At 71.3% G+C, this 18,493-nt stretch carries 18 protein-coding genes, 1 pseudogene and 1 riboswitch; of the genes and pseudogenes, 7 read left to right on the top strand and 12 right to left on the bottom strand.

The annotated features are described in order from the left end of the window. Positions 1-116: 116 nt before the first annotated feature. The 3 genes from ACZ58N_RS32725 to ACZ58N_RS32735 all read left to right on the top strand — a co-directional run bounded on the left by ACZ58N_RS32725 (position 117) and on the right by ACZ58N_RS32735 (position 2,971). On the top strand, positions 117-1,358 hold the full coding sequence (locus ACZ58N_RS32725; RefSeq protein WP_471167359.1) for a L,D-transpeptidase: 1,242 nt from the start codon (positions 117-119) through the stop codon (positions 1,356-1,358). A gap of 87 nt (positions 1,359-1,445) precedes the next feature. Then, on the top strand, positions 1,446-2,213 hold the full coding sequence (locus ACZ58N_RS32730; RefSeq protein WP_471167361.1) for an enoyl-CoA hydratase/isomerase family protein: 768 nt from the start codon (positions 1,446-1,448) through the stop codon (positions 2,211-2,213). A gap of 146 nt (positions 2,214-2,359) precedes the next feature. Beyond that, positions 2,360-2,971, top strand: coding sequence for an ATP-binding protein (locus tag ACZ58N_RS32735; protein WP_471167364.1), 612 nt, complete (start codon positions 2,360-2,362; stop codon positions 2,969-2,971). Positions 2,972-2,995: 24 nt separating this feature from the next. Here the strand turns inward: ACZ58N_RS32735 and ACZ58N_RS32740 are convergent. Next, positions 2,996-4,099, bottom strand: a pseudogene (locus ACZ58N_RS32740) (ABC transporter substrate-binding protein); the annotation flags it as partial. A 460-nt stretch (positions 4,100-4,559) separates the two neighbouring features. On the opposite strand from ACZ58N_RS32740, the gene ACZ58N_RS32745 reads away from it, so the two are divergent. Together ACZ58N_RS32745 and ACZ58N_RS32750 are read left to right on the top strand one after the other, a co-directional pair. After that, positions 4,560-5,357 carry a polysaccharide deacetylase family protein gene (locus ACZ58N_RS32745; RefSeq protein ID WP_471167366.1) on the top strand — a complete coding sequence of 266 codons (798 nt, stop codon included), beginning with the start codon at positions 4,560-4,562 and terminating at the stop codon, positions 5,355-5,357. Further along, on the top strand, positions 5,354-6,544 hold the full coding sequence (locus tag ACZ58N_RS32750) for a YncE family protein (protein ID WP_471167369.1): 1,191 nt from the start codon (positions 5,354-5,356) through the stop codon (positions 6,542-6,544). The genes ACZ58N_RS32745 and ACZ58N_RS32750 overlap by 4 nt, the downstream gene beginning before the upstream one ends. A 186-nt stretch (positions 6,545-6,730) precedes the next feature. Here the strand turns inward: ACZ58N_RS32750 and ACZ58N_RS32755 are convergent, their stop codons facing one another. Further along, on the bottom strand, positions 6,731-7,978 hold the full coding sequence (locus tag ACZ58N_RS32755) for a cytochrome P450 (protein WP_471167372.1): 1,248 nt from the start codon (positions 7,976-7,978) through the stop codon (positions 6,731-6,733). Then, positions 7,959-8,780 (bottom strand): tRNA-dependent cyclodipeptide synthase, encoded by an 822-nt coding sequence (locus tag ACZ58N_RS32760; RefSeq protein WP_471167374.1) that lies wholly within the window; start codon positions 8,778-8,780, stop codon positions 7,959-7,961. Before ACZ58N_RS32760 ends, ACZ58N_RS32755 begins: the two co-directional genes overlap by 20 nt. A gap of 254 nt (positions 8,781-9,034) precedes the next feature. On the opposite strand from ACZ58N_RS32760, the gene ACZ58N_RS32765 reads away from it, so the two are divergent. Next, entirely contained in the window at positions 9,035-9,247 is a 213-nt protein-coding gene (locus ACZ58N_RS32765; protein WP_281208070.1) for an EF-hand domain-containing protein, read from the top strand. A gap of 74 nt (positions 9,248-9,321) precedes the next feature. Here the strand turns inward: ACZ58N_RS32765 and ACZ58N_RS32770 are convergent, their stop codons facing one another. The 5 genes from ACZ58N_RS32770 to ACZ58N_RS32790 are packed head-to-tail and all read right to left on the bottom strand — an operon-like array spanning position 9,322 to position 12,600. After that, positions 9,322-9,882, bottom strand: coding sequence for a PadR family transcriptional regulator (locus ACZ58N_RS32770; RefSeq protein ID WP_471167377.1), 561 nt, complete (start codon positions 9,880-9,882; stop codon positions 9,322-9,324). 55 nt (positions 9,883-9,937) lie between these two features. Further along, the gene (locus ACZ58N_RS32775; RefSeq protein WP_471167380.1) at positions 9,938-10,771 is read right to left on the bottom strand and encodes an energy-coupling factor ABC transporter ATP-binding protein; all 834 of its coding nucleotides are present in this window, start codon (positions 10,769-10,771) and stop codon (positions 9,938-9,940) included. Next, positions 10,768-11,517, bottom strand: coding sequence for a cobalt ECF transporter T component CbiQ (gene cbiQ, locus ACZ58N_RS32780; RefSeq protein WP_471167383.1), 750 nt, complete (start codon positions 11,515-11,517; stop codon positions 10,768-10,770). The genes ACZ58N_RS32775 and cbiQ overlap by 4 nt, the downstream gene beginning before the upstream one ends. Positions 11,518-11,521: 4 nt before the next feature. Beyond that, the gene (locus ACZ58N_RS32785) at positions 11,522-11,902 is read right to left on the bottom strand and encodes an energy-coupling factor ABC transporter substrate-binding protein (RefSeq protein WP_471167385.1); all 381 of its coding nucleotides are present in this window, start codon (positions 11,900-11,902) and stop codon (positions 11,522-11,524) included. Continuing rightward, positions 11,899-12,600, bottom strand: coding sequence for an energy-coupling factor ABC transporter permease (locus tag ACZ58N_RS32790; protein WP_471167388.1), 702 nt, complete (start codon positions 12,598-12,600; stop codon positions 11,899-11,901). Before ACZ58N_RS32790 ends, ACZ58N_RS32785 begins: the two co-directional genes overlap by 4 nt. A gap of 29 nt (positions 12,601-12,629) precedes the next feature. Next, positions 12,630-12,825: riboswitch (cobalamin riboswitch) on the bottom strand. A gap of 65 nt (positions 12,826-12,890) precedes the next feature. On the opposite strand from ACZ58N_RS32790, the gene ACZ58N_RS32795 reads away from it, so the two are divergent. Continuing rightward, positions 12,891-13,643: a flavodoxin family protein gene (locus ACZ58N_RS32795; RefSeq protein WP_471167391.1), complete on the top strand. Its 753-nt coding sequence runs from the start codon at positions 12,891-12,893 to the stop codon at positions 13,641-13,643. A gap of 89 nt (positions 13,644-13,732) precedes the next feature. Here ACZ58N_RS32795 and ACZ58N_RS32800 read toward each other — a convergent pair whose 3' ends face one another. From ACZ58N_RS32800 to ACZ58N_RS32815, 4 genes are all read right to left on the bottom strand, one after another. Beyond that, a complete protein-coding gene (locus ACZ58N_RS32800) occupies positions 13,733-14,260 on the bottom strand; it encodes an AMIN-like domain-containing (lipo)protein (RefSeq protein ID WP_471167394.1) in 528 nt (175 codons plus the stop codon). 142 nt (positions 14,261-14,402) lie between these two features. Further along, on the bottom strand, positions 14,403-14,816 hold the full coding sequence (locus ACZ58N_RS32805; RefSeq protein ID WP_471167396.1) for an SsgA family sporulation/cell division regulator: 414 nt from the start codon (positions 14,814-14,816) through the stop codon (positions 14,403-14,405). A 431-nt stretch (positions 14,817-15,247) separates the two neighbouring features. Next, positions 15,248-16,630 (bottom strand): L-serine ammonia-lyase, encoded by a 1,383-nt coding sequence (locus ACZ58N_RS32810; protein WP_471167399.1) that lies wholly within the window; start codon positions 16,628-16,630, stop codon positions 15,248-15,250. 159 nt (positions 16,631-16,789) lie between these two features. Beyond that, a complete protein-coding gene (locus ACZ58N_RS32815) occupies positions 16,790-18,436 on the bottom strand; it encodes an APC family permease (RefSeq protein WP_471167401.1) in 1,647 nt (548 codons plus the stop codon). Between the last annotated feature and the right edge of the window lie 57 nt (positions 18,437-18,493).

Genomic DNA, 18,493 nt, shown 5'->3' on the forward strand with positions numbered 1-18,493 from the left:
GGGGGCCCGCGCCACTCCGGGCACTTGGGACGGAACGGTGACAAGACCGTGCCTTTTCGTGTTGTTCCCCTGTGGTTACCTGTCGACATGCGCGCGACTGCCCGCGCGCGGGGGACATGGGGAGTACACGAGTGAACCTGCAGCCGATACGCGGCCGCGTCCGCACCGGCCTGCCGGCCCTCCTGCTGGGAGCGGCCCTGCTGTTGACCAGCGCGTGCAGCGGCGGGGGCAACAGCGGGGGCGGCGACGGGAAGGGCGGCGGATCCGGGGGCGGCGGCAAGCCCGGCACCGAGGCGTCCAAGGCCGTGGTGAACGTCAAGCCGGACGACGGGGCCAAGGAGGTCGCGACGAGCGGCGTCCTGAAGATAACGAGCACGGGCGGCAAGCTCACCACGGTGACCGTCGCCGACACCAAGGGCAACGCGGTCGAGGGCAAGCTCGCCGCGGACGGCGCGAGCTGGGAGCCCAACCGCCACCTGGCCTCCGCCACCGAGTACAAGGTGCACGCGGTCGCGAAGGACGAGGCGGGGCGCGAGTCCGCCAAGGACACCACCTTCTCCACCCTGACCCCCGTCAACACGTTCGTCGGCCACTACACGCCCGAGGACGGTTCGACGGTCGGCGTGGGCATGCCGGTGTCGATCAACTTCACCCGTGGGATCACCAACCCCGAGGCCGTCGAGAAGGCCATCACGGTCACCGCCGAGCCGTCCGTCCCCGTCGAGGGCCACTGGTTCGGCAACGACCGCCTCGACTTCCGCCCGGAGAAGTACTGGGCCGCCGGCACGAAGGTCACCGTGAAGCTCGCTCTCGACGGGGTCGAGGGCCGCCCGGGGGTCTACGGCAAGCAGACCCGCACGGTCACCTTCACCGTCGGCCGCTCCCAGGTGACCACGGTCGACGCGAGCTCCAAGCAGATGGAGGTCGTCCGCGACGGCCAGGTGCTCAAGAACATCCCGATCACCGCGGGCGCCCCGGCGACGACCACCTACAACGGGCAGATGGTCATCAGCGAGAAGTACAAGGTGACCCGGATGAACGGCGCCACCGTCGGCTTCGGCGGCGAGTACGACATCTCCGACGTCCCGCACGCGATGCGCCTGTCGCAGTCCGGCACCTTCGTCCACGGCAACTACTGGGCCTCCTCCGGCACCTTCGGCTCGGAGAACGTCAGCCACGGCTGCGTCGGCCTGCGCGACGTCCGTGGCGCAGGTGACGACAGCACCCCGGCCGCCTGGTTCTTCAACGAATCGCTGATCGGCGACGTGGTCGTCGTGAAGAACTCCAAGGACAAGCAGATCGCCCCGGACAACGGCCTGAACGGCTGGAACATGGACTGGGCGGAGTGGATCAAGTAGGACGCCCCCGCGCGTGGTAGAAGTGGCCCGGTGCTGTGACCCACGGCACCGGGCCACTTGTGGTTAACCGCCGCTAACCTGACCCGTATGACCATCTCTCTCGAAGTCTCCGAAGGCGTCGGCACCATCCTGCTGGACCGACCGCCCATGAACGCCCTGGACATCGCCACCCAGGACCGGCTCCGCGAGCTCGCGGTGGAGGCCACCGACCGCGCCGACGTGCGCGCGGTCGTCCTCTACGGCGGGGAGAAGGTGTTCGCGGCCGGCGCGGACATCAAGGAGATGCAGGTCATGGACCACGCGGCCATGGTCGCCCGGTCCCGCGGCCTCCAGGAGGCCTTCACCGCCGTCGCCCGGATCCCCAAGCCGGTCGTCGCGGCCGTCACCGGTTACGCGCTCGGCGGCGGCTGCGAACTCGCGCTGTGCGCCGACTACCGGATCGCCGCCGACAACGCCAAGCTCGGCCAGCCGGAGATCCTGCTCGGCCTGATCCCGGGCGCGGGCGGCACCCAGCGGCTGTCCCGGCTGATCGGCCCGTCCAAGGCCAAGGACCTGATCTTCACCGGCCGGATGGTGAAGGCGGAGGAGGCGCTCACCCTCGGCCTGGTGGACCGGATCGTGCCCGCCGCCGAGGTGTACGAGCAGGCGCACGCCTGGGCCGCCAAGCTGGCGCAGGGCCCGGCGCTGGCGCTGCGCGCCGCGAAGGAGTGCGTGGACGCGGGCCTGGAGGCCGACATCGACACCGGCCTGACCATCGAACGCAACTGGTTCGCGGGCCTGTTCGCCACCGAGGACCGCGAGCGCGGCATGCGCAGCTTCGTCGAGGAGGGTCCGGGCAAGGCCAAGTTCGTGTGAGTGGGCGGCTCTTGCGGCGGCCCTCCTCCATGGGGGTGGATTAGCCAGGCCTTAAGGCAGCCTTAAGGAGAAACGGTGATCCACTCGGTGTGACCGCCGCACGACAGGTTGTCACCGCAGGTCAAGTGGGTATCACAGGGCTCCGGTTGCCCTGTGCATATGCCGATGCACCCTCCCGGAATCGAAGGTTCCGGGGGGTGTTTTCCTGCGGAACGGCCCGGACGGGCACACGGGCCGTCCATGATGGGTGCATGGCGGGCCTGGAGGGTGTTGAGCAGCCGCGGCAGCGCATCAGTAGCGCTTCGGCCGTACGGCTCACGGCGGCGCTTGAGGACGAACAGGGCCTCAAAGCGCTGGAGTTGTACGGAAATCCGGCCGAGGCGGAGGTGACCCTGCCCTCCATGCCCGAATCGGCCGGCACGGCCCGCCGGCTCACGCAGAGCGTGGTGATCCGCTTCTGGGGCCTCTCGCCCCAGATAGCCGAGCACACCGTCCTGCTGGTCTCGGAGCTCGTCGGCAACGCCGTGCGCCACACCGGGGCCCGTTCCTTCGGTCTACGGATGCTCCGTCGGCGCGGCTGGATCCGCGTCGAGGTGCGCGACCCCTCGCGCGGGTTGCCCTGCCTGATGCCGGTGCACGAGCTGGACACCACGGGTCGGGGGCTCTTCCTCGTCGACAAGCTGTCCGACCGCTGGGGGGCCGACCTGCTCCCGCGCGGCAAGATCACCTGGTTCGAGATGCGCGTCGCCGACCGCTGAGCCGTCCCCGGGGCGGGCCCGGACGGCATGGAGGGTCCGGAAGCGGTCGGGCTCCGCCGGGTCGCGATCGGCGACCTGGATCGGCGCCCAGGCCCATTGCAGAACGCCGATGCCCGGTACCCGGGAGAACCGGATCCGTCCGCGGGTCCCCTCGACGGCCACGCGCGACCAGGACGCCGCGACGGTCGCCCGGTCCGTGCCGTGGAAGCGCAGCACCTCGGCGAGGACGGCGACGGTGTCCCAGCCCTCGAAGGCGACGAAGGACGGCGCCTCGCCCAGCAGCCCGCGGAGCTCGGCCCCGACCCGTTCGCCGAGCGGGCCGAGGTGTTCGGGCAGGTAGCGCAGGAACGGGATGCCGGCGCCGTCCTCGCCGAGCAGCGCGGCCCATTCGGCGAACTCGGGTTGTCCGGCCGGAGCGCCGATCAGCATGCCGGCCAGGCGTCGGTCGCCCCGGACGGCCCTGACGATCGCCGCCGCCGGCTCCGGAAGGCCGGCCAGCAGGAGGAGCGCCGTCGCGCCGTGCTCGACCAGTGCGTCGCACAGGGCCCCGGCGGACGGGGCGTCCGCGTCGAGCTCGATGACGACGACGCCGTGCGGGGCGAGGTGGTCCCGCAGGACGCGGGTGCCGGTGGCCCAGTAGAGGCTCGGCTGGGCCGCCACGGCGATCCGCCGCCGGCCCGTGCCGAGGAGGAAGTCCCCGTAGATCCGCCAGCCCCGGGACTGGGCGGGGGCCAGGCGCGCGACCCGCTCCGTCGGTTCCCCGGTGAGCGAGTCGAGGACCGCCGACGAGCAGAGGAACGGTACGCCGAGGGCGTCGGCCCGGGTGGCGGCGGCGCGGGCGACGACGCTGTGGTACTCGCCCACCACGGCGGCCACACCCAGGTCGGCGAGGTCCGCGACGGCCGTCGCGGCCCGCTCGGGATCGGCCGCGGTGTCCCGGACCAGCAGCTCCAGTGGTCGGCCGTGGATCCCGCCGGCGGCATTGACCTCGCGGACCGCCAGATCGAGCCCCGCGAGCAGATGCCGGCCCGCCGCGACCCAGCCGGGCCGGGTCAGTGGGGCGAGGGCGCCCAGTCGGACGGGGGAACCGGTCGGGGGCGCGGTTCGGGGCGGCTGGTTCGGGCTCATGGCGGCCATTGGATCCGCCGCCCACGGCCGGGGCAACCGCATATCGCCGGGGGCGCCGCCCCTCGTGGTCACGGGCCGAACGGGCCCGGAACGCCTGAAACCCCCTGGCGCCGTGGTGGGGCGGTGCGGGGGTTTCATGGGTGCGCCGAGGATCGAAGGGGGTGTGATCCTCGGCGGGCGACTTCGCTCGGGTCAATGGGAAGCCGTGATGGCGACTATGGCAGATGAGGGTCCGAACACCAAAAGTCCCAAGTTGGACATAAGTGTGCATATCCTAAGAGTTTCTACCTAAATCCTAGGTGAGATGGGCCACTCACCTCGTAATCTATGAATAAGTATCGACTGCTCTGCGTGAATCGTTGATCACATAGTGGACGGAGGGGTCGGAAAGTCCGGCCCGCGAAGGTCCCGAATTGGGTCAATCATTACCTTACGGGTCATCCACCCCTTAAATGGGCAGGTGTTCTCACCATCAGGCCGCCGGGCGGCCCTGCGCGCGGGCCTCGCCACGCTGGCCGGACTCACCGCCGGCTGCGGGACCGGGCGGACCTCCGACCCGGGGTCCGCTCCCACCGCCCCGCCCCGGGCCACCGGCGGCGCGACGGCCAAACCCGCCCCGGCCGCCCCCGCACCGGCCCCCCGCCGGTTCGCCGGGCAGCCCGTCGAGATCGCCCACGGCGCGCGCGACCGGCGCCGGGTCGCCCTCACCTTCCACGGCAACGGGGACCCGGCCATCGCCCGCTCCGTGCTCGCCGAGGCCGAGCGGGCCGGAGCGCGGGTCACCGTACTGGCCATCGGCAGCTGGCTCGACGACCACCCCGACATGGCCCGCCGCGTCCTGGACGGCGGCCACGAGCTCGGCAACCACACCCAGCGCCACCTCGCGATCAACGACATGTCCGAGGCGGAGGCCCATGCCGAGATCACCGGCTGCGCCCAACGCCTCAAGCGCCTCACCGGTTCCATCGGGACCTGGTTCCGCCCCTCGCAGACCCAGTACGCGACCCCGCTCGTGCGCACGCTGGCCCAGCGGGCGGGCTACCCGCACGTCCTCTCGTACGACGTGGACTCCCTCGACTTCACCTCGCCCGGCGCCGCGGCCGTCATCCGCAACGTCACCGGGACGATCCAAGGCGGATCGGTGGTGAGCCTGCACTTCGGCTACGCGGACACGGTCGACGCGATGCCGCCCCTCCTCGAAGAACTCGCGCGCCGCGAGCTGCGCGCGGTGACCACCACGGAGCTGCTGACCCCATGACCACGAACCGCCTTCCACGGAAGGCCACCGCGCTCCTCGCCGGACTGGTCCTCGCCGCCCTGGCCGGCTGCGGAGGATCCGGAGGGAAGGGCGAGCCCGCGGCACTCGGCTCCAACGGGCCGGCCCGCCCGGCCAAGGTCGTACCGGTCGCGCCCCCCGGGCTCCCGGGGATGCCGCCGGTCCTGGACCCCAACGACGTGTACGCGGCCGACCGGCCCAACAAGCTGTCCCCGGTGGTCAAGGACTTCCCGCCGCGCGTCTACGTGCCCAACACCAACTCCAACACGGTGTCCGTCATCGACCCGGCCACCTACAAGGTCATCGACACCATCCCGGTCGGCGTCCAGCCCCAGCACGTGGTCCCCTCCTGGGACATGAAGACCCTGTGGGTCAACAACAACCGCGGCCACACGCTGACCCCGATCAACCCGGCCACGGGCGAATCGGGCAAGGAGGTCGAGGTGCACGACCCGTACAACCTCTACTTCACGCCGAACGGCAAGTACGCCATCGTGATGGCCTCCTTGGACCGCGAGCTGGTGTTCCGCGACCCGCACACCATGAACCGAGTGAAAACCGTCCCGGTGACCTGTTTCGGCGTCAATCACGCGGACTTCTCCGCGGACGGCCGCTACTTCATCGTGAGCTGCGAGTTCTCCGGTGAACTCCTCAAGGTCGACACCGAGAAGATGGAGGTCATCGGCCAGCAGAAACTGCCGTTCGAGGGAGCGATGCCGCAGGACGTCAAGGTGTCCCCCGACGGGAAGACCTTCTACGTCGCGGACATGATGGCGCACGGCATGTGGGTGCTCAGCGGCGACAAGTTCGACACACCCAAACTGCTGCCCACCGGAAAGGGATGCCACGGCCTGTACATCAGTCGTGACTCCAAGGAGATGTACATCCCCAACCGGGGCGAGGGCAGCATCTCCGTCTTCGACTTCAAGCAGAACCGGCTCACCAAGAAGTGGGAGCTGCCGGACGGCGGCAGCCCGGACATGGGCGGGGTCTCCGCCGACGGCAAGGTGCTGTGGTTGTCCGGCCGTTACGACTCCGAGGTCTACGCGATCGACACCGCGACCGGCAAGGAGCTCGCCCGCATCCCGGTCGGCGACGGCCCGCACGGCCTCGCCGTGTACCCGCAGCCCGGGCGCTACTCGCTCGGCCACACCGGGATCTTCCGCTAGGCCGCCGCGGACCGCGGACCGCGGGCCCGGCCGGCCCGCGACCGCGGCCGTACGTCGGACCGGGGCGTCACCGCCACGGGCCGGGGCCGGACATGACGGCGCCCCGGGAGCTCGCACAGCTCCCGGGACACCGGATCCACGAGGGGCGCCCCGCCGGACGCCCCTCGGCTCAAGCCCGGCCGGCCGTCACCAGGCCACGGGCAGCCGCTCGGGCAGCCGCTTGATGAACCCCGTCCGCCAGACGAGGTTCTCCGCCGGGACCGCGAGCCGCAGCTGCGGCAGTCGTTCGACCAGCACCTCCAGCGCGATCTCCGCGTGCGCCCGGCCCAGCGCCGAGGCCGGGCAGAAGTGCCGCCCGGCGCCGAAGGCGAGGTGGGCGTTGGGGCTCTCCCGCGCCAGGTCCAGTTCGTCCGGGTTCTCGAAGGCCTCCGGGTCGAAGTTGGCGCCCTCCAGCAGGACCAGGACCAGCTCGCCCTCCCGCACCAGGACGTCACCCACCTGGACGTCCACCAGCGCGATGCGCGGCAGCCCGTCACCGACGGACAGGTTCCAGCGCAGCAGCTCGTCGACCGCCCCGCCCATCCGCTCCGGGTGCTCGCGCAGGTACCCGATCAGCTCCGGCCTTTGGAGCAGCGCGAGCACCGCGAGGACCAGGAACGCCGACGTGGACACCGCGCCCGCGCCGAACAGGGACACGGCGACCGTCGCGAACATCTCGTCCGTCAGGTGCGCCGACTCCGGATCGGCCTCCTTCAGGTCCGCGAACCGGCCGAGGAGCCCCGTACGCTCCTCGGACGGCAGCGCGAGCTGCGCCTGCAACTGCCCGGCGAAGTAGCCGACGTCCTTGTACCAGTTGAGCGCGGAGTCGGCGAACGGCTCGCGGGCCGTCATGAAGGCGACGTCCAGGCCCGACATCAGCCGGCGCCAGTCCTCGAACGGAACGCCCAGCACCTGGCAGTGCAGGTCCGCCGAGAAGGGGTCGGCGAACCCCGCTCGGAGGTCCGCCGGGCCGCCCTCGGCGACGATCAGGTCGACGAGCTCGTCGGCCCGGGCGCGCAGGTGCTCCCGAAGGCCCTTCTGGCGCGGGTTGAGCGCCTTCATGACCGCGTTGCGCAGGCCCGCGCTGTTGATGTTGCCCATGTTGTTGACGACCTCGGGCGGGATCGTCAGGGCGTACTGCCGGGGCACCCCGGCGTTCGCGGTGTCCTTGAGGCTGAAGCGCTCGTCCTCCAGCACCTGCTTGGCCAGCGCGTAGCTGCTCACCAGCCAGGCCGGATCCCCGGTCAGGGTGCGGACCTTGGCGACCGGCGCCTTCTCGCGGAGCCAGGAGCACTCCTCGGGCAGTACGTCACCGCGCCGCGAGAGCGGGAAGTCGAGGAGCGGCTGCTGTTGCCGCTCCCGGCCTTCCCGGCCCTCAAGCTGCTCGACGCTCATCGACGGTCCTCTCGGTGATCGCGTGGTTCACGGTGTTCTGAGGTGCCGTGCCCTGCGGTGCGGTGGTGGTCGTGGGCGCGGCGGTCGCCGGCCCGTCGTCCGTGGCGTCGACGGCCTCAGGCCGCACCACGGCGTAGGCCTGGTTGCGGGTGGCGCGCAGACCCCCGCCCCGGGCGAAGAGGAGGTCCGTCATCGGCATCTTGACGTGGTACGCGGCCACGGAGGACGGCACGTCGAGAATGCTCGGGGTGTCCACGAAGAAGGGCAGCTCCGCCGCCATGTAATCGAAACAGACCTGCAACTGCGCGTCCGTGATGGATTCACCTTCCGGCAACTTGGACCCGACGAAATGGAGAGCCATTTCCTCGCAACCCTTGCGGAACGCGTCATCGGTCTCCAGGAAATGGAGCACGCGGCGGTGCAGAAGTTGGTACACGGGGTTCGACTGGAACTCCGAGAGCGCCCTCACCCGAATCTCGGCCTGTTGAGGTCCTGATTCATCGACGCCTTTGAGGATCCTTCTCCGAACTGCCTTTATTTCTTTCGCCGCACGCTTCTCCGCGTGCTCCGGGGTGTAGCCGAAGGCGGCGAACATCCGGTCGACGTGGAGGTCCGCGTAGACGAAGTCGACCTGCGCGAAGCGGGTCGTGGCCCATCGGGCAAGACTGGACACGCGCTCGGCACTGAAGTAGCTGTTGCCAGGACTCACTCCGATGAGCACATGGTCGCCGTCTTCCCAGATATGGCGGCAGGTGCGGGTGAAGGGCAGAACTTCGAATGATGCGTCAGCTGTGATCGTCACCTGTGTGATCGCCCTTGTTGCCGCTTGTCCCTGGGAGCCCTGCGCTCCCGGTGTGGCGGCAATGTCTGTACGTTATGCCGTGATCCCGGAGCGTGACAAGTGGGGGCCGGATTTGTTGGCCGGAATTATCACTTCCGCGTTACGGAAGGGTAATTGAATTTGTTTCTGCCGACCGAACGGGACCCGAGGGGCGGGGCGGGCCCGGTGGCCGCTACCCTGAGCCGGTCAACAAGCACCAAGAAGGGGTGGACCCAGTGGCGGACATCGAGAGCGCACGGGCGACGTTCGGCAGGTTCGACGCGGACGGCGACGGCTTCGTCACGGCCGACGAGTACAGCGCGGCCATGAAGGCCATGGGCGACGCGTTCGTCACCGGCGCGGTCGCCGACGCCGTCATCGCCTCCAAGGACGCGAACGGCGACAAGCTGCTCAGCTTCGACGAGTTCTGGGCCTCGCTCAACAAGTAGGCCCGCGCGCGCGGCGGGCCGGCCCGCCGGCCGAGCCCGCCCGCGCCCCGCCCCCGCCCACCGGGGCGGGGGCGTCAGGCCCGGTCCCCGTCCGCCCGCGGGGTCATGCCGTCGACCTCGGCCAGCGCCTCCTCCAGCCAGCGCAACCAGAACGTCTCCAGCGCGATGCCCCCGTGCAGCACGAGCCGGCGCAGCCGGTCCTCCACGGCGTCACGGCCCGGCGGGAAGTCCTTCGCCTCGATGGCCTCGTAGGTTTCCAACTGCCCCCGGTGCAGGTCCAGATGGCGTCGCAACTCGGGCAGCAGCCCCTGCGGTCCCACGACGCCCGCCGCCCGGATGCGCAGCAGCAGCGGATCCCGCATCGGCTTGGGGTCCTGGCTCTCGCCGACCCACCGGGCCAGCTCCGCGCTGCCGGCGGGCAGCACCTCGTACTCCTTCTTCCGACCCCGGAGCGGCACCTCCCCGGGCAGCGCGCGGATCAGCCCGGCCTCCTCCAGCCGACCCAGCTCCCGATAGATCTGCTGGTGGGTCGCGGACCAGAAGTACCCGATCGACCGGTCGAACCGCCGGGTCAGCTCCAGCCCCGACGAGGGCCTTTCGAGCAGGGCGGTGAGGATGGCGTGCGGGAGCGACATGCCGCCATCCTAGGTACGCGCGACCGCCGGGCGGCCCGGGCGCCCGACGCCGCTTTCACGACACGCCCTGGTGCCAGGCGGCCAGGGCCTCCGGGACGCGCGGCCCGGGCGAGTCCTCGTCGAGCAGGCCCCGGGCGCGCAGGAAGGCCGTCACGGCCGGCGACCACGCCTGGCGCAGGCCCGCCGAGGCCAGCAGGTCCGGGTCCGAGAGCAGGGCCGTCGCCCCACCGGTGCGGATGCCCGTCGGGGTGAGGACGGCCGCGTCGTCGGCCCAGCGGACCGCGAGGTCCACGTCGTGGGTGGCCATCACGACCGTCGTCCCCGCCCGCCGCAGCCCCGCCAGGACGTCCAGCAGCCGCTCCTGGCCGTCCGGGTCCAGGCCGGCCGTCGGCTCGTCCAGGATCAGCACGCGCGGGGCCATCGCGACGGCTCCCGCGATGGCGGCGCGCTTGCGCTGCCCGTAGGACAGCAGGTGCGTGGGACGGTCCCGCAGCGCGGTGATGTCGAGCGCGGCCAGCGCCGAGTCGACCCGCTCGCGTACCTCCGACGCGGCCAGCCCCAGGTTCATCGGGCCGAAGGACACGTCCTGCTCGACGGAGGCCGCGAACAACTGGTCGTCCGGGTCCTGGACCACGAGCTGCACCGACGTGCGCAGCCGGGTCAGACCGGTCCGGTCGTACGTCACCACCTCGCCGTCGAGGCGCAGCGCGCCCGAGCCGGGCCGCAGGCCCCCGCTGAGCAGCCGCATCAGGGTGGTCTTGCCGCTGCCGTTGCGGCCCAGCAGGACCAGCGCGCGGCCCGGCGCGATGCCGAAGTCCACGCCGGACAGGACGGCGGGGCCGTCCTCGTAGGCGTAGCCCGCGCCGACCAGCTCCACCAACGGGGTCACGGATACAGCTCCTTCAGTACGAGGGTCAGGCCGACCAGGGAGGCCAGCAGGACGGCGGAGGCCGCCAGGAACCGCCGGGACAGGGGCGCCTCGGGGACGAGCACCCGCAGCGCGCCGTCGTAGCCGCGCCCGGCCAGCCCCTCCTGGAGCCGTCCGGCGCGGTCGAAGGCCCGGACGAACGCGGTCGCCGCGAGCCCGGCCAGCGAGCGCCACACCGCGGCCCGGTTCGTGTGCCCGAGGCGGGCCGCCTGGGCCCGGCGGACCTGGGCCATCGAGTCGAGCAGCAGGAACCCGATCCGGTACATGACGAGGGCCACGTCGACGACGGGGGCCGGTACCCCGGCCCGCACCAGCCGGGGCAGCACGTCCGACACCGGGGTGGTGAAGGCGAACAGCAGCACCCCGAGCGAGGCCGCCGAGGTGCGCAGGAGCAGCTCGCCGGCGTGCCGGGGCCCGTCGGGGGCGAGCGAGACGAAACCGGCCGGCCCGCCCAGTGACACCAGCAGCGGCAGCGCCCCCGTGCAGCAGAAGCCGAGCGGTACCCGGAAGGCCCGCCACAGCTGCCGCCCGGCGACCCCGGCGGGTCCGAGCAGCACCACCAGGGTCGCCGCGGCGACCAACGGCCCGCCGGGCCAGGGCGGCAGACACACGGCGGTGACCGTCAGCCCCAGCCCCAGCAGGGCCTTCTCCAACGGATGGCGGCGGCGCCAGCGACTGCTGTGCGCCGCCACGTCGATCGGCAGCACCGCGCTAGCGCTCCGCGCCGGCCGCCGCCGAACCGGTTCCGCCGCCCGTGCCGGCCCCGTCGCCGGTCCCGGTCCCGCCGTCCGCGAGCGCCGCGCCCTGGCGGCGCCCCTTGCGCACGCCGAAGTAGTACGCGAGCACGCCCGCGCCGAGCGCCGCCTGGAGGGCGAACAGGGCCGATTCGATCTCGCCCGAGGGGGGTTCGTACAGCGGGGAGAACCAGGGTTCGTAATCCGGCTTCAGCTCGGTGATGGCCGCCTCCGCCTGCGCGTCGGCGCCCGCGAACGGCTCCTCCTTGCCGTCCCCGAGTCCCAGCGCGAGCGGGAGCACGGCCAGCGCCGCCACCAGGAGCAGCAGCAGTGTGTTGATCTTCGCGTTCCGGGTCATCGGACCGTCGCCTCCTGCTTCGCCTTGTTGCCACCGGTCAGCCGGGCGACGCCCAGGCGCACCAGGTCGGACTTGCTGGACTGCATCAGCAGCCGCACCACGAGGACCGTCAGCAGGCCCTCGCTGACCGCGAGCGGGATCTGGGTGAGGGCGAAGATGCCCGCGAACTTCTCCAGGGCGCCGACGAAGCCGCCGGACGGGTCCGGGAAGGCCAGCGCGAGCTGGACGGAGGTCACGCAGTAGGTGACGAGGTCGGCGAAGAAGGCGCCGAAGAAGACGGTCACCATCAGCGGCACGTCGAACTTCTTCAGCAGCCGGTAGACCCCGTAGCCCGCCCAGGGGCCGGCGATGGCCATCGAGAAGACGTTGGCGCCGAGCGTGGTGAGCCCGCCGTGCGCCAGCAGCAGGGCCTGGAACAGCAGGGTGATCGTGCCGAGGACCGCCATGATCGGCGGCCTGAACAGGATGGCTCCCAGGCCGGTGCCGGTGGGGTGCGAGCAACTACCCGTCACCGAAGGGATCTTCAGGGCGGAAAGGACGAATGTGAACGCTCCGGACGCCCCGAGCAGCAGGGTGCTCTCGGGATTGGCCTTCACCTCGCGGGTGAGGGCGCGGACGCCGTGGACGACGAAGGGAGCGGATGCGGCGCCCCAGGCGACCGCGTGCAAAGGGGGCAGGAACCCCTCGGCTATATGCATGAGTAGAGAGACCTCTCCAGCACCTCGTGGATGGACGACGCGCCCCGGCCGGTCTCCTGGCTCACGGGTACTGATGCCCTGACTCCGCCTTCCCGGGGCCGTGCGGTCTCCCGCGCGGAACCCAGTGGCTTCCCGCAGGAATGGAGCCGGACTTCCCGATCACAGTGGCGAGGGCCGCACCGGTTTCCCACCGGTTTCCCGAACACCAAGGCCCGCTGACAGTAGTCGGCCGCGCCGACCGGTAACAACCCGGCCCCGCCGGCGGGGGTGACCCGGGTGGATGCGGTCCGATGGCGGCCGGCGACGGGTCGGGCCAGCGTGGGGGAGTGGCTGACGAATCCTTCGACTACTCGGACCTCTCCGCCGTCTACGTGAACTGCACGCTCAAACGCTCGCCCGAGCCCAGCAACACCGAGGGCCTGATCGCGCGGAGCCGCGCCGTCATGGAGGCCGCCGGTGCCCGCACGTCCCTGATCCGGGCGGTCGACCACGACATCGCCACCGGGGTCTGGCCGGACATGACCGAGCACGGTTGGGAGAGCGACCAGTGGCCGGTCCTCTACAGCCGGATCATGGACGCCGACATCCTGGTGCTCTGCGGCCCGATCTGGCTCGGCGACAACAGTTCCGTCATGAAGCAGGTGATCGAGCGGCTCTACGCCTGCTCCTCGATCCTGAACGAACAGGGCCAGTACGCCTACTACGGGCGCGTCGGCGGAGCCCTGATCACCGGCAACGAGGACGGCGTCAAACACTGCGCGATGAACGTCCTCTACAGCCTCCAGCACCTCGGCTACGCCGTCCCGCCGCAGGCCGACGCGGGCTGGATCGGCGAGGCCGGACCGGGACCCTCCTACCTCGACCCGGGTTCGGGCGGCCCCGAGAACGACTTCACCAACCGCAACACCGCCTTCATGTCCTGGAACCTCATGCACCTCGCCGCGCTCCTCAAGCGCGCCGGCGGCTTCCCCGCGCACGGCAACCAGCGCTCCGCGTGGGACGCGGGCTGCCGCTTCGACTTCCCCAACCCCGAGCACCGCTGAGCCCCCGCCCGGGACCCGCCCGGGGCAACGGCAGGGGGCCCGGGGTGTGCGACACCCCGGGCCCCCGACCGTTCGCCGGTCCCGTCAGGTCAGCAGGTGTTGGGGTGCGACACGTCCACCACGACCCGCTCCGGGTTGTGCAGGACGGTGACGCCGTAGGCCGGCTTGGTGTCGAAGGCGGCGCCGAAGGTCACGTACCCCTCGTAGTCGCCGGTCATGGCGATGCCCTTGAGCTTGGGCAGGTAGATCTTCTGCAGCCGGGGGCCCAGGTAGACGTTCTGACCCGCGTCGTCGTGTCCCGCGGCGGGGTTCAGACGGATCTCCAGGAAGTACTTCCCGGCGAGCGGCACGGGCTTGCCCGAACCGTCGTAGACCAGCTTGGGGACGGGACTGACGTTGACCGTCGGGACGTGGCCCTGGATGTCGATCACGATCCGGTCGAAGGTGCAGTGACCGCCCCAGCGGGCGTTCACGACGAGCGGGGTCTGGGTCCTGGTGGTGGAAGCGGCGGCGGAGGCGGCGGTGGCCGGACCGGCGAGCGCGAGCCCGGCGGTGAGCAGCGCGCCCGTGGCCAGGGCCACGATCCGCCGACGACGAGGACGAAGCAGGTGACGCATGACGTCCCCCCGATTCTTCAGAGACGGGGACAAGGGTGTCATCGGGTAGGACACCCGGCGGGCGCCTACGGTTGCACGGCCGCGCGGGCCCTTTTCCGGCCCTCCCGGCCGGTCGGCGCCCCCGGATCCGTCCGGCGGCCGGTCAGTGCGCCAGCAGGGCGCTCACCTCGGCGTCGAGGTCGTAGTGACGACGTTCCTGTCCGCGCGGGACGAGGGTGCTCATCCGGCGGCACAGCTCGCGGATGTCCTTGGCGCGGGCGGAGACCACGCAGTTCTGCAGCCCGTTGCTGAAGGCGAGGAAGACCCGCGGCTCCGAGCGCTGCCGGCGGGGCCACACCTGTATGTCGCCCTCACCCGTGGCGGTGGACTCCCCGTCGAGCAGGAGTTCCCGGGAGAACACCCAGCGCGCCAGGTGGACCCCCGCGCCGCGGAAGTCCACGGCCAGCTCGTACGGCCGGTCCGTGCGGTACACGAAGACCCCCTGGAGGGGGACGGACACGGGAGCCGCCTCCAGTCGCAGCGGCAGGACGCGGTGCTCGGTGACGGTGGTGGTCAACGGGTGAGCCTTCCTCTCGAACGGGGTCTTCCGGGGCCCTTCCGGCACGCCAGCCGACCCCCCGGGCCCGGCCGGACGCCGAAGGTCCCGAGGCGGACGGGCCCCCGGACCCCTCTTCGGGGCCGGCGGGCGACCGTACGCCGATCAGGGCGGGCGGGCGCGGAGGGGGCGGGCGAGGAGGCCGGCGGAGGCGACCCGTCCGACCGGCACGACGGTGATCGGGGCGATCGGGTGGCTGCCCCCAAACACCCCCGGGGCGGCCGGACTTGACGCCCGCTGCGATGTCTCCACGCTTCCCCCCCCTCGCCGGTACGCGCGATCGTAGCCGCCTCCTGCGACGCCCCTGCCCCGCCCCCGGTTCCGTACGCGCGGGAGCCCGCCCCCCAGAGGGGGCGGGCTCCCGGTGCCCGGTCAGCCCCGGGCGGAGTCGGTCAGCACTCGATGACGTTGACCGCGAGGCCGCCGCGGGCGGTCTCCTTGTATTTGACCTTCATGTCCGCGCCGGTCTCCTTCATGGTCTTGATGACCTTGTCGAGGGAGACCTTGTGGCTGCCGTCGCCGCGCATGGCCATCTTCGCGGCCGTCACGGCCTTCACGGCCGCCATGCCGTTGCGCTCGATGCAGGGGATCTGCACCAGGCCGCCGACCGGGTCGCAGGTCAGGCCCAGGTTGTGCTCCATACCGATCTCGGCGGCGTTCTCGACCTGCTCCGGGGTGCCGCCCAGAACCTCGGCGAGGGCGCCGGCCGCCATCGAGCAGGCCGAGCCGACCTCGCCCTGGCAGCCGACCTCGGCGCCGGAGATCGAGGCGTTCTCCTTGAACAGCATGCCGATCGCGCCCGCCGCGAGGAGGAAGCGCACCACGCCGTCCTCGTCCGCGCCCGGCACGAAGTTCGTGTAGTAGTGCAGGACGGCGGGCAGCACCCCGGCCGCGCCGTTGGTCGGGGCGGTCACCACGCGACCGCCGGCGGCGTTCTCCTCGTTGACCGCCATCGCGTAGATGGTCGTCCACTCGCTGCGGTGCATCATCGGGTCGCCCTCGGTGCGCAGCTGGCGCGCCGTGGAGGCGGCCCGGCGCTTGACCCGCAGGCCGCCGGGGAGGATGCCTTCGCGGGACATGCCGCGCGCGACGCAGGCCTGCATGACCCGCCAGATCTCCAGGAGGCCCTCGCGGATCTCCTCCTCGGTGCGCCAGGCCTTCTCGTTCTCCATCATCAGGGAGGAGATCGACAGGCCGGTCTCGTTGGCGAGGCGCAGCATCTCGTCGCCGGAGCGGAACGGGTACTTCAGCGGGGTGTCGTCGAGCTTGATCCGGTCCTCGCCGACCGCGTCCTCGTCCACGACGAAGCCGCCGCCCACGGAGTAGTACGTCTTCTCCAGGAGCGGGTTGCCGGTCTCGTCGTAGGCGAAGAGCGTCATGCCGTTCGCGTGGTACGGCAGCGAGCGGCGGCGGTGCAGGATCAGCTGGTTGGGCTCGTCGAAGGCGATCTCGTGGCCATCGCCTATCTCCGCCCCCAGCAGCCGCAGCCGGCCGCTCTTGCGGATGCGCTCGACCTCGGCGTCGGCGGTCTCCACGTTCACCGTGCGGGGGGAATGCCCCTCCAGGCCGAGCAGCACCGCCTTGGGCGTGCCGTGGCCATGGCCGGTGGCGCCGAGGGACCCGAAGAGCTCCGCGCGCACGGAGGCGGTCTGGGCGAGGACGCCGTCCTTCTTCAGCCGCGTGACGAACATGCGCGCCGCGCGCATCGGGCCGACCGTGTGGGAGGAGGAGGGGCCGATGCCGATGGAGAAGAGGTCGAAGACGGAGATGGCCACTGGCGGACTCCCTTGTCTGCTCGTGGGGTGGGAGGGGGCAGGAGGTGGAGCGGTGTGCTGATCGAGCGGTGTGGTGATCAAAGGGGCGGATCTGTGGATTTTGTCCGGTGGTCGAGCGTAACGCGTGCAGGTGAACGCCTCTGCTGCCGGATGTGACGCTCAGGCGTGGACCGCCTCGCGTTCCGGTTCCGTCGCCGGGGCGGGGGAGCCGTCCAGCACCGGGTCCGGGCCCGGCAGGCCCGCCCGGTGGGCCTTGACGCCGGCGTTCACGGCCCAGAAGTACGTGACGAGGGCCATGGCCGCGACCAGGGCGATGTCCAGGCCGCCCGGGATGGTGCCCCGGCCGCCGAAGTCGGTGGAGCCGAGCCAGGACAGCAGGGACAGGGCGCCGAGGAAGAACACGATCCACCAGGCCGGGGCGAACTGGCGCGAGAGGTTCCGCTCGCCCTTGCGGGACAGGACGAGGGCGGCGATCGGGGCGGCCAGCAGGGTCAGCGCGGTGACGATGCCGGTGTTCGGCCACTTCGACCAGTAGAGGGCGCAGGCGGCGAAGACGAAGGTGAGCGGGCAGAGGATCCTCGCGGCGGGCAGCCGGAAGGGGCGGGGAAGGTCGGGCTTGGTGCGGCGGAAGACGCCGACCGCGATGGGGCCGATCAGGTAGGAGATGACCATCGCGGCCGAGATCACCGGCGCCAGGGTCTTCCAGCTGTGGCCGACGGTCACCAGCAGCAGGACGGAGAACCCGAGGTTCAGCCACATCGCCGGGCGGGCGGTGCCGTACACGGGGTGCGTCTCCTTGAGCCTCTTGGGGAAGAAGCCCGTCTCGGACAGGTTCTGCACCATGTAGGCCGCCGAGGCCACGTTGGCGATGTTGGAACCGGCGGGGGAGATGAAGGCGCCGAACTGGAGCATCACCACCACCCAGTGGATCATCAGCAGCTTGGCGAGGTCGGCGAACGGCGAGTTGAAGTTGACGCCGGACCAACCGCCGGCCTGCGCCAGGTGCTCCGGCGGTACGGCGCCCAGGAAGGCCGCCTGGAGGGCGAGGTAGATGACCAGACCCAGGGACAGCGCGCCCACCAGGGCGATCGGGATGGCCCGGCCGGGGTTCTTGGCGGCCCCGCCGAGGTTCACGACGGCCTGGAAGCCGTTGAAGGCGAAGACGACGCCCGAGGTGGTGACGGCGGTCAGGACGGCGGTCCAGCCGTTCGGCGCGAAGCCGCCGTGGGCGGAGAAGTTCTCGGTGTGGAAGCCGGAGGCGATCAGGGCGGCGACGGCGAGCACCGGGATCGCGAACTTGACCAGGGTCAGTGCCGCGTTGATCTTCGCCAGCAGCTGGACCGACCAGTAGCAGGACAGCCACAGCACCACGGTGAGCACCAGTGCCACCGCCATGCCGAAGCCGGTCAGCTGTTGGGACCCGGTGTCCACCAGGTCCCGCGCCCAGCCGAAGCTCCAGGAGGACATGTACTGGGTCGCCGCGATCGACTCGATGGGGATCAGGGAGGCGACCGCGATCCACACCGCCCAGCCGGTGATGAATCCGAGGACGGGGCCGTGCGAGATGGCCCCGTAGCGGGCCATGCCGCCGGGGATCGGGTAGGCGGCGCCCACCTCCGCGTAGGACATGGCGATCATGCCGATGAAGACGGCCCCGATGACCCAGGCGACCAGGGCGGCGGGACCCGCGACCTGCGCGGCCGTGCCGGCACCGAAGAGCCATCCCGATCCGAAGATCGAGCCGATGCCGATCATGATCAGCGCGAAGAGACTGAGTCCCTTCCGGTTCGCTGCGCTCATGTCCATGGGGAGGTGTCCGTCCTGACGGGGATGCCGTGGCGTGCTGTATTTATGGCGAGCCTA

This window comes from Streptomyces sp. NPDC040432, from assembly GCF_055595445.1.

Coding starts and splice junctions, on each gene's coding strand:
- ACZ58N_RS32730 (WP_471167361.1), top strand. CDS start 1,446: ATGACCATCTCTCTCGAAGTCTCCGAAGGCGTCGGCACCATCCTGCTG.
- ACZ58N_RS32795 (WP_471167391.1), top strand. CDS start 12,891: ATGGCGGCCGGCGACGGGTCGGGCCAGCGTGGGGGAGTGGCTGACGAA.
- ACZ58N_RS32755 (WP_471167372.1), bottom strand. CDS start 7,978: ATGAGCGTCGAGCAGCTTGAGGGCCGGGAAGGCCGGGAGCGGCAACAG.
- ACZ58N_RS32800 (WP_471167394.1), bottom strand. CDS start 14,260: ATGCGTCACCTGCTTCGTCCTCGTCGTCGGCGGATCGTGGCCCTGGCC.
- ACZ58N_RS32750 (WP_471167369.1), top strand. CDS start 5,354: ATGACCACGAACCGCCTTCCACGGAAGGCCACCGCGCTCCTCGCCGGA.
- ACZ58N_RS32770 (WP_471167377.1), bottom strand. CDS start 9,882: ATGTCGCTCCCGCACGCCATCCTCACCGCCCTGCTCGAAAGGCCCTCG.
- ACZ58N_RS32815 (WP_471167401.1), bottom strand. CDS start 18,436: ATGGACATGAGCGCAGCGAACCGGAAGGGACTCAGTCTCTTCGCGCTG.
- ACZ58N_RS32725 (WP_471167359.1), top strand. CDS start 117: ATGGGGAGTACACGAGTGAACCTGCAGCCGATACGCGGCCGCGTCCGC.
- ACZ58N_RS32790 (WP_471167388.1), bottom strand. CDS start 12,600: ATGCATATAGCCGAGGGGTTCCTGCCCCCTTTGCACGCGGTCGCCTGG.
- ACZ58N_RS32785 (WP_471167385.1), bottom strand. CDS start 11,902: ATGACCCGGAACGCGAAGATCAACACACTGCTGCTGCTCCTGGTGGCG.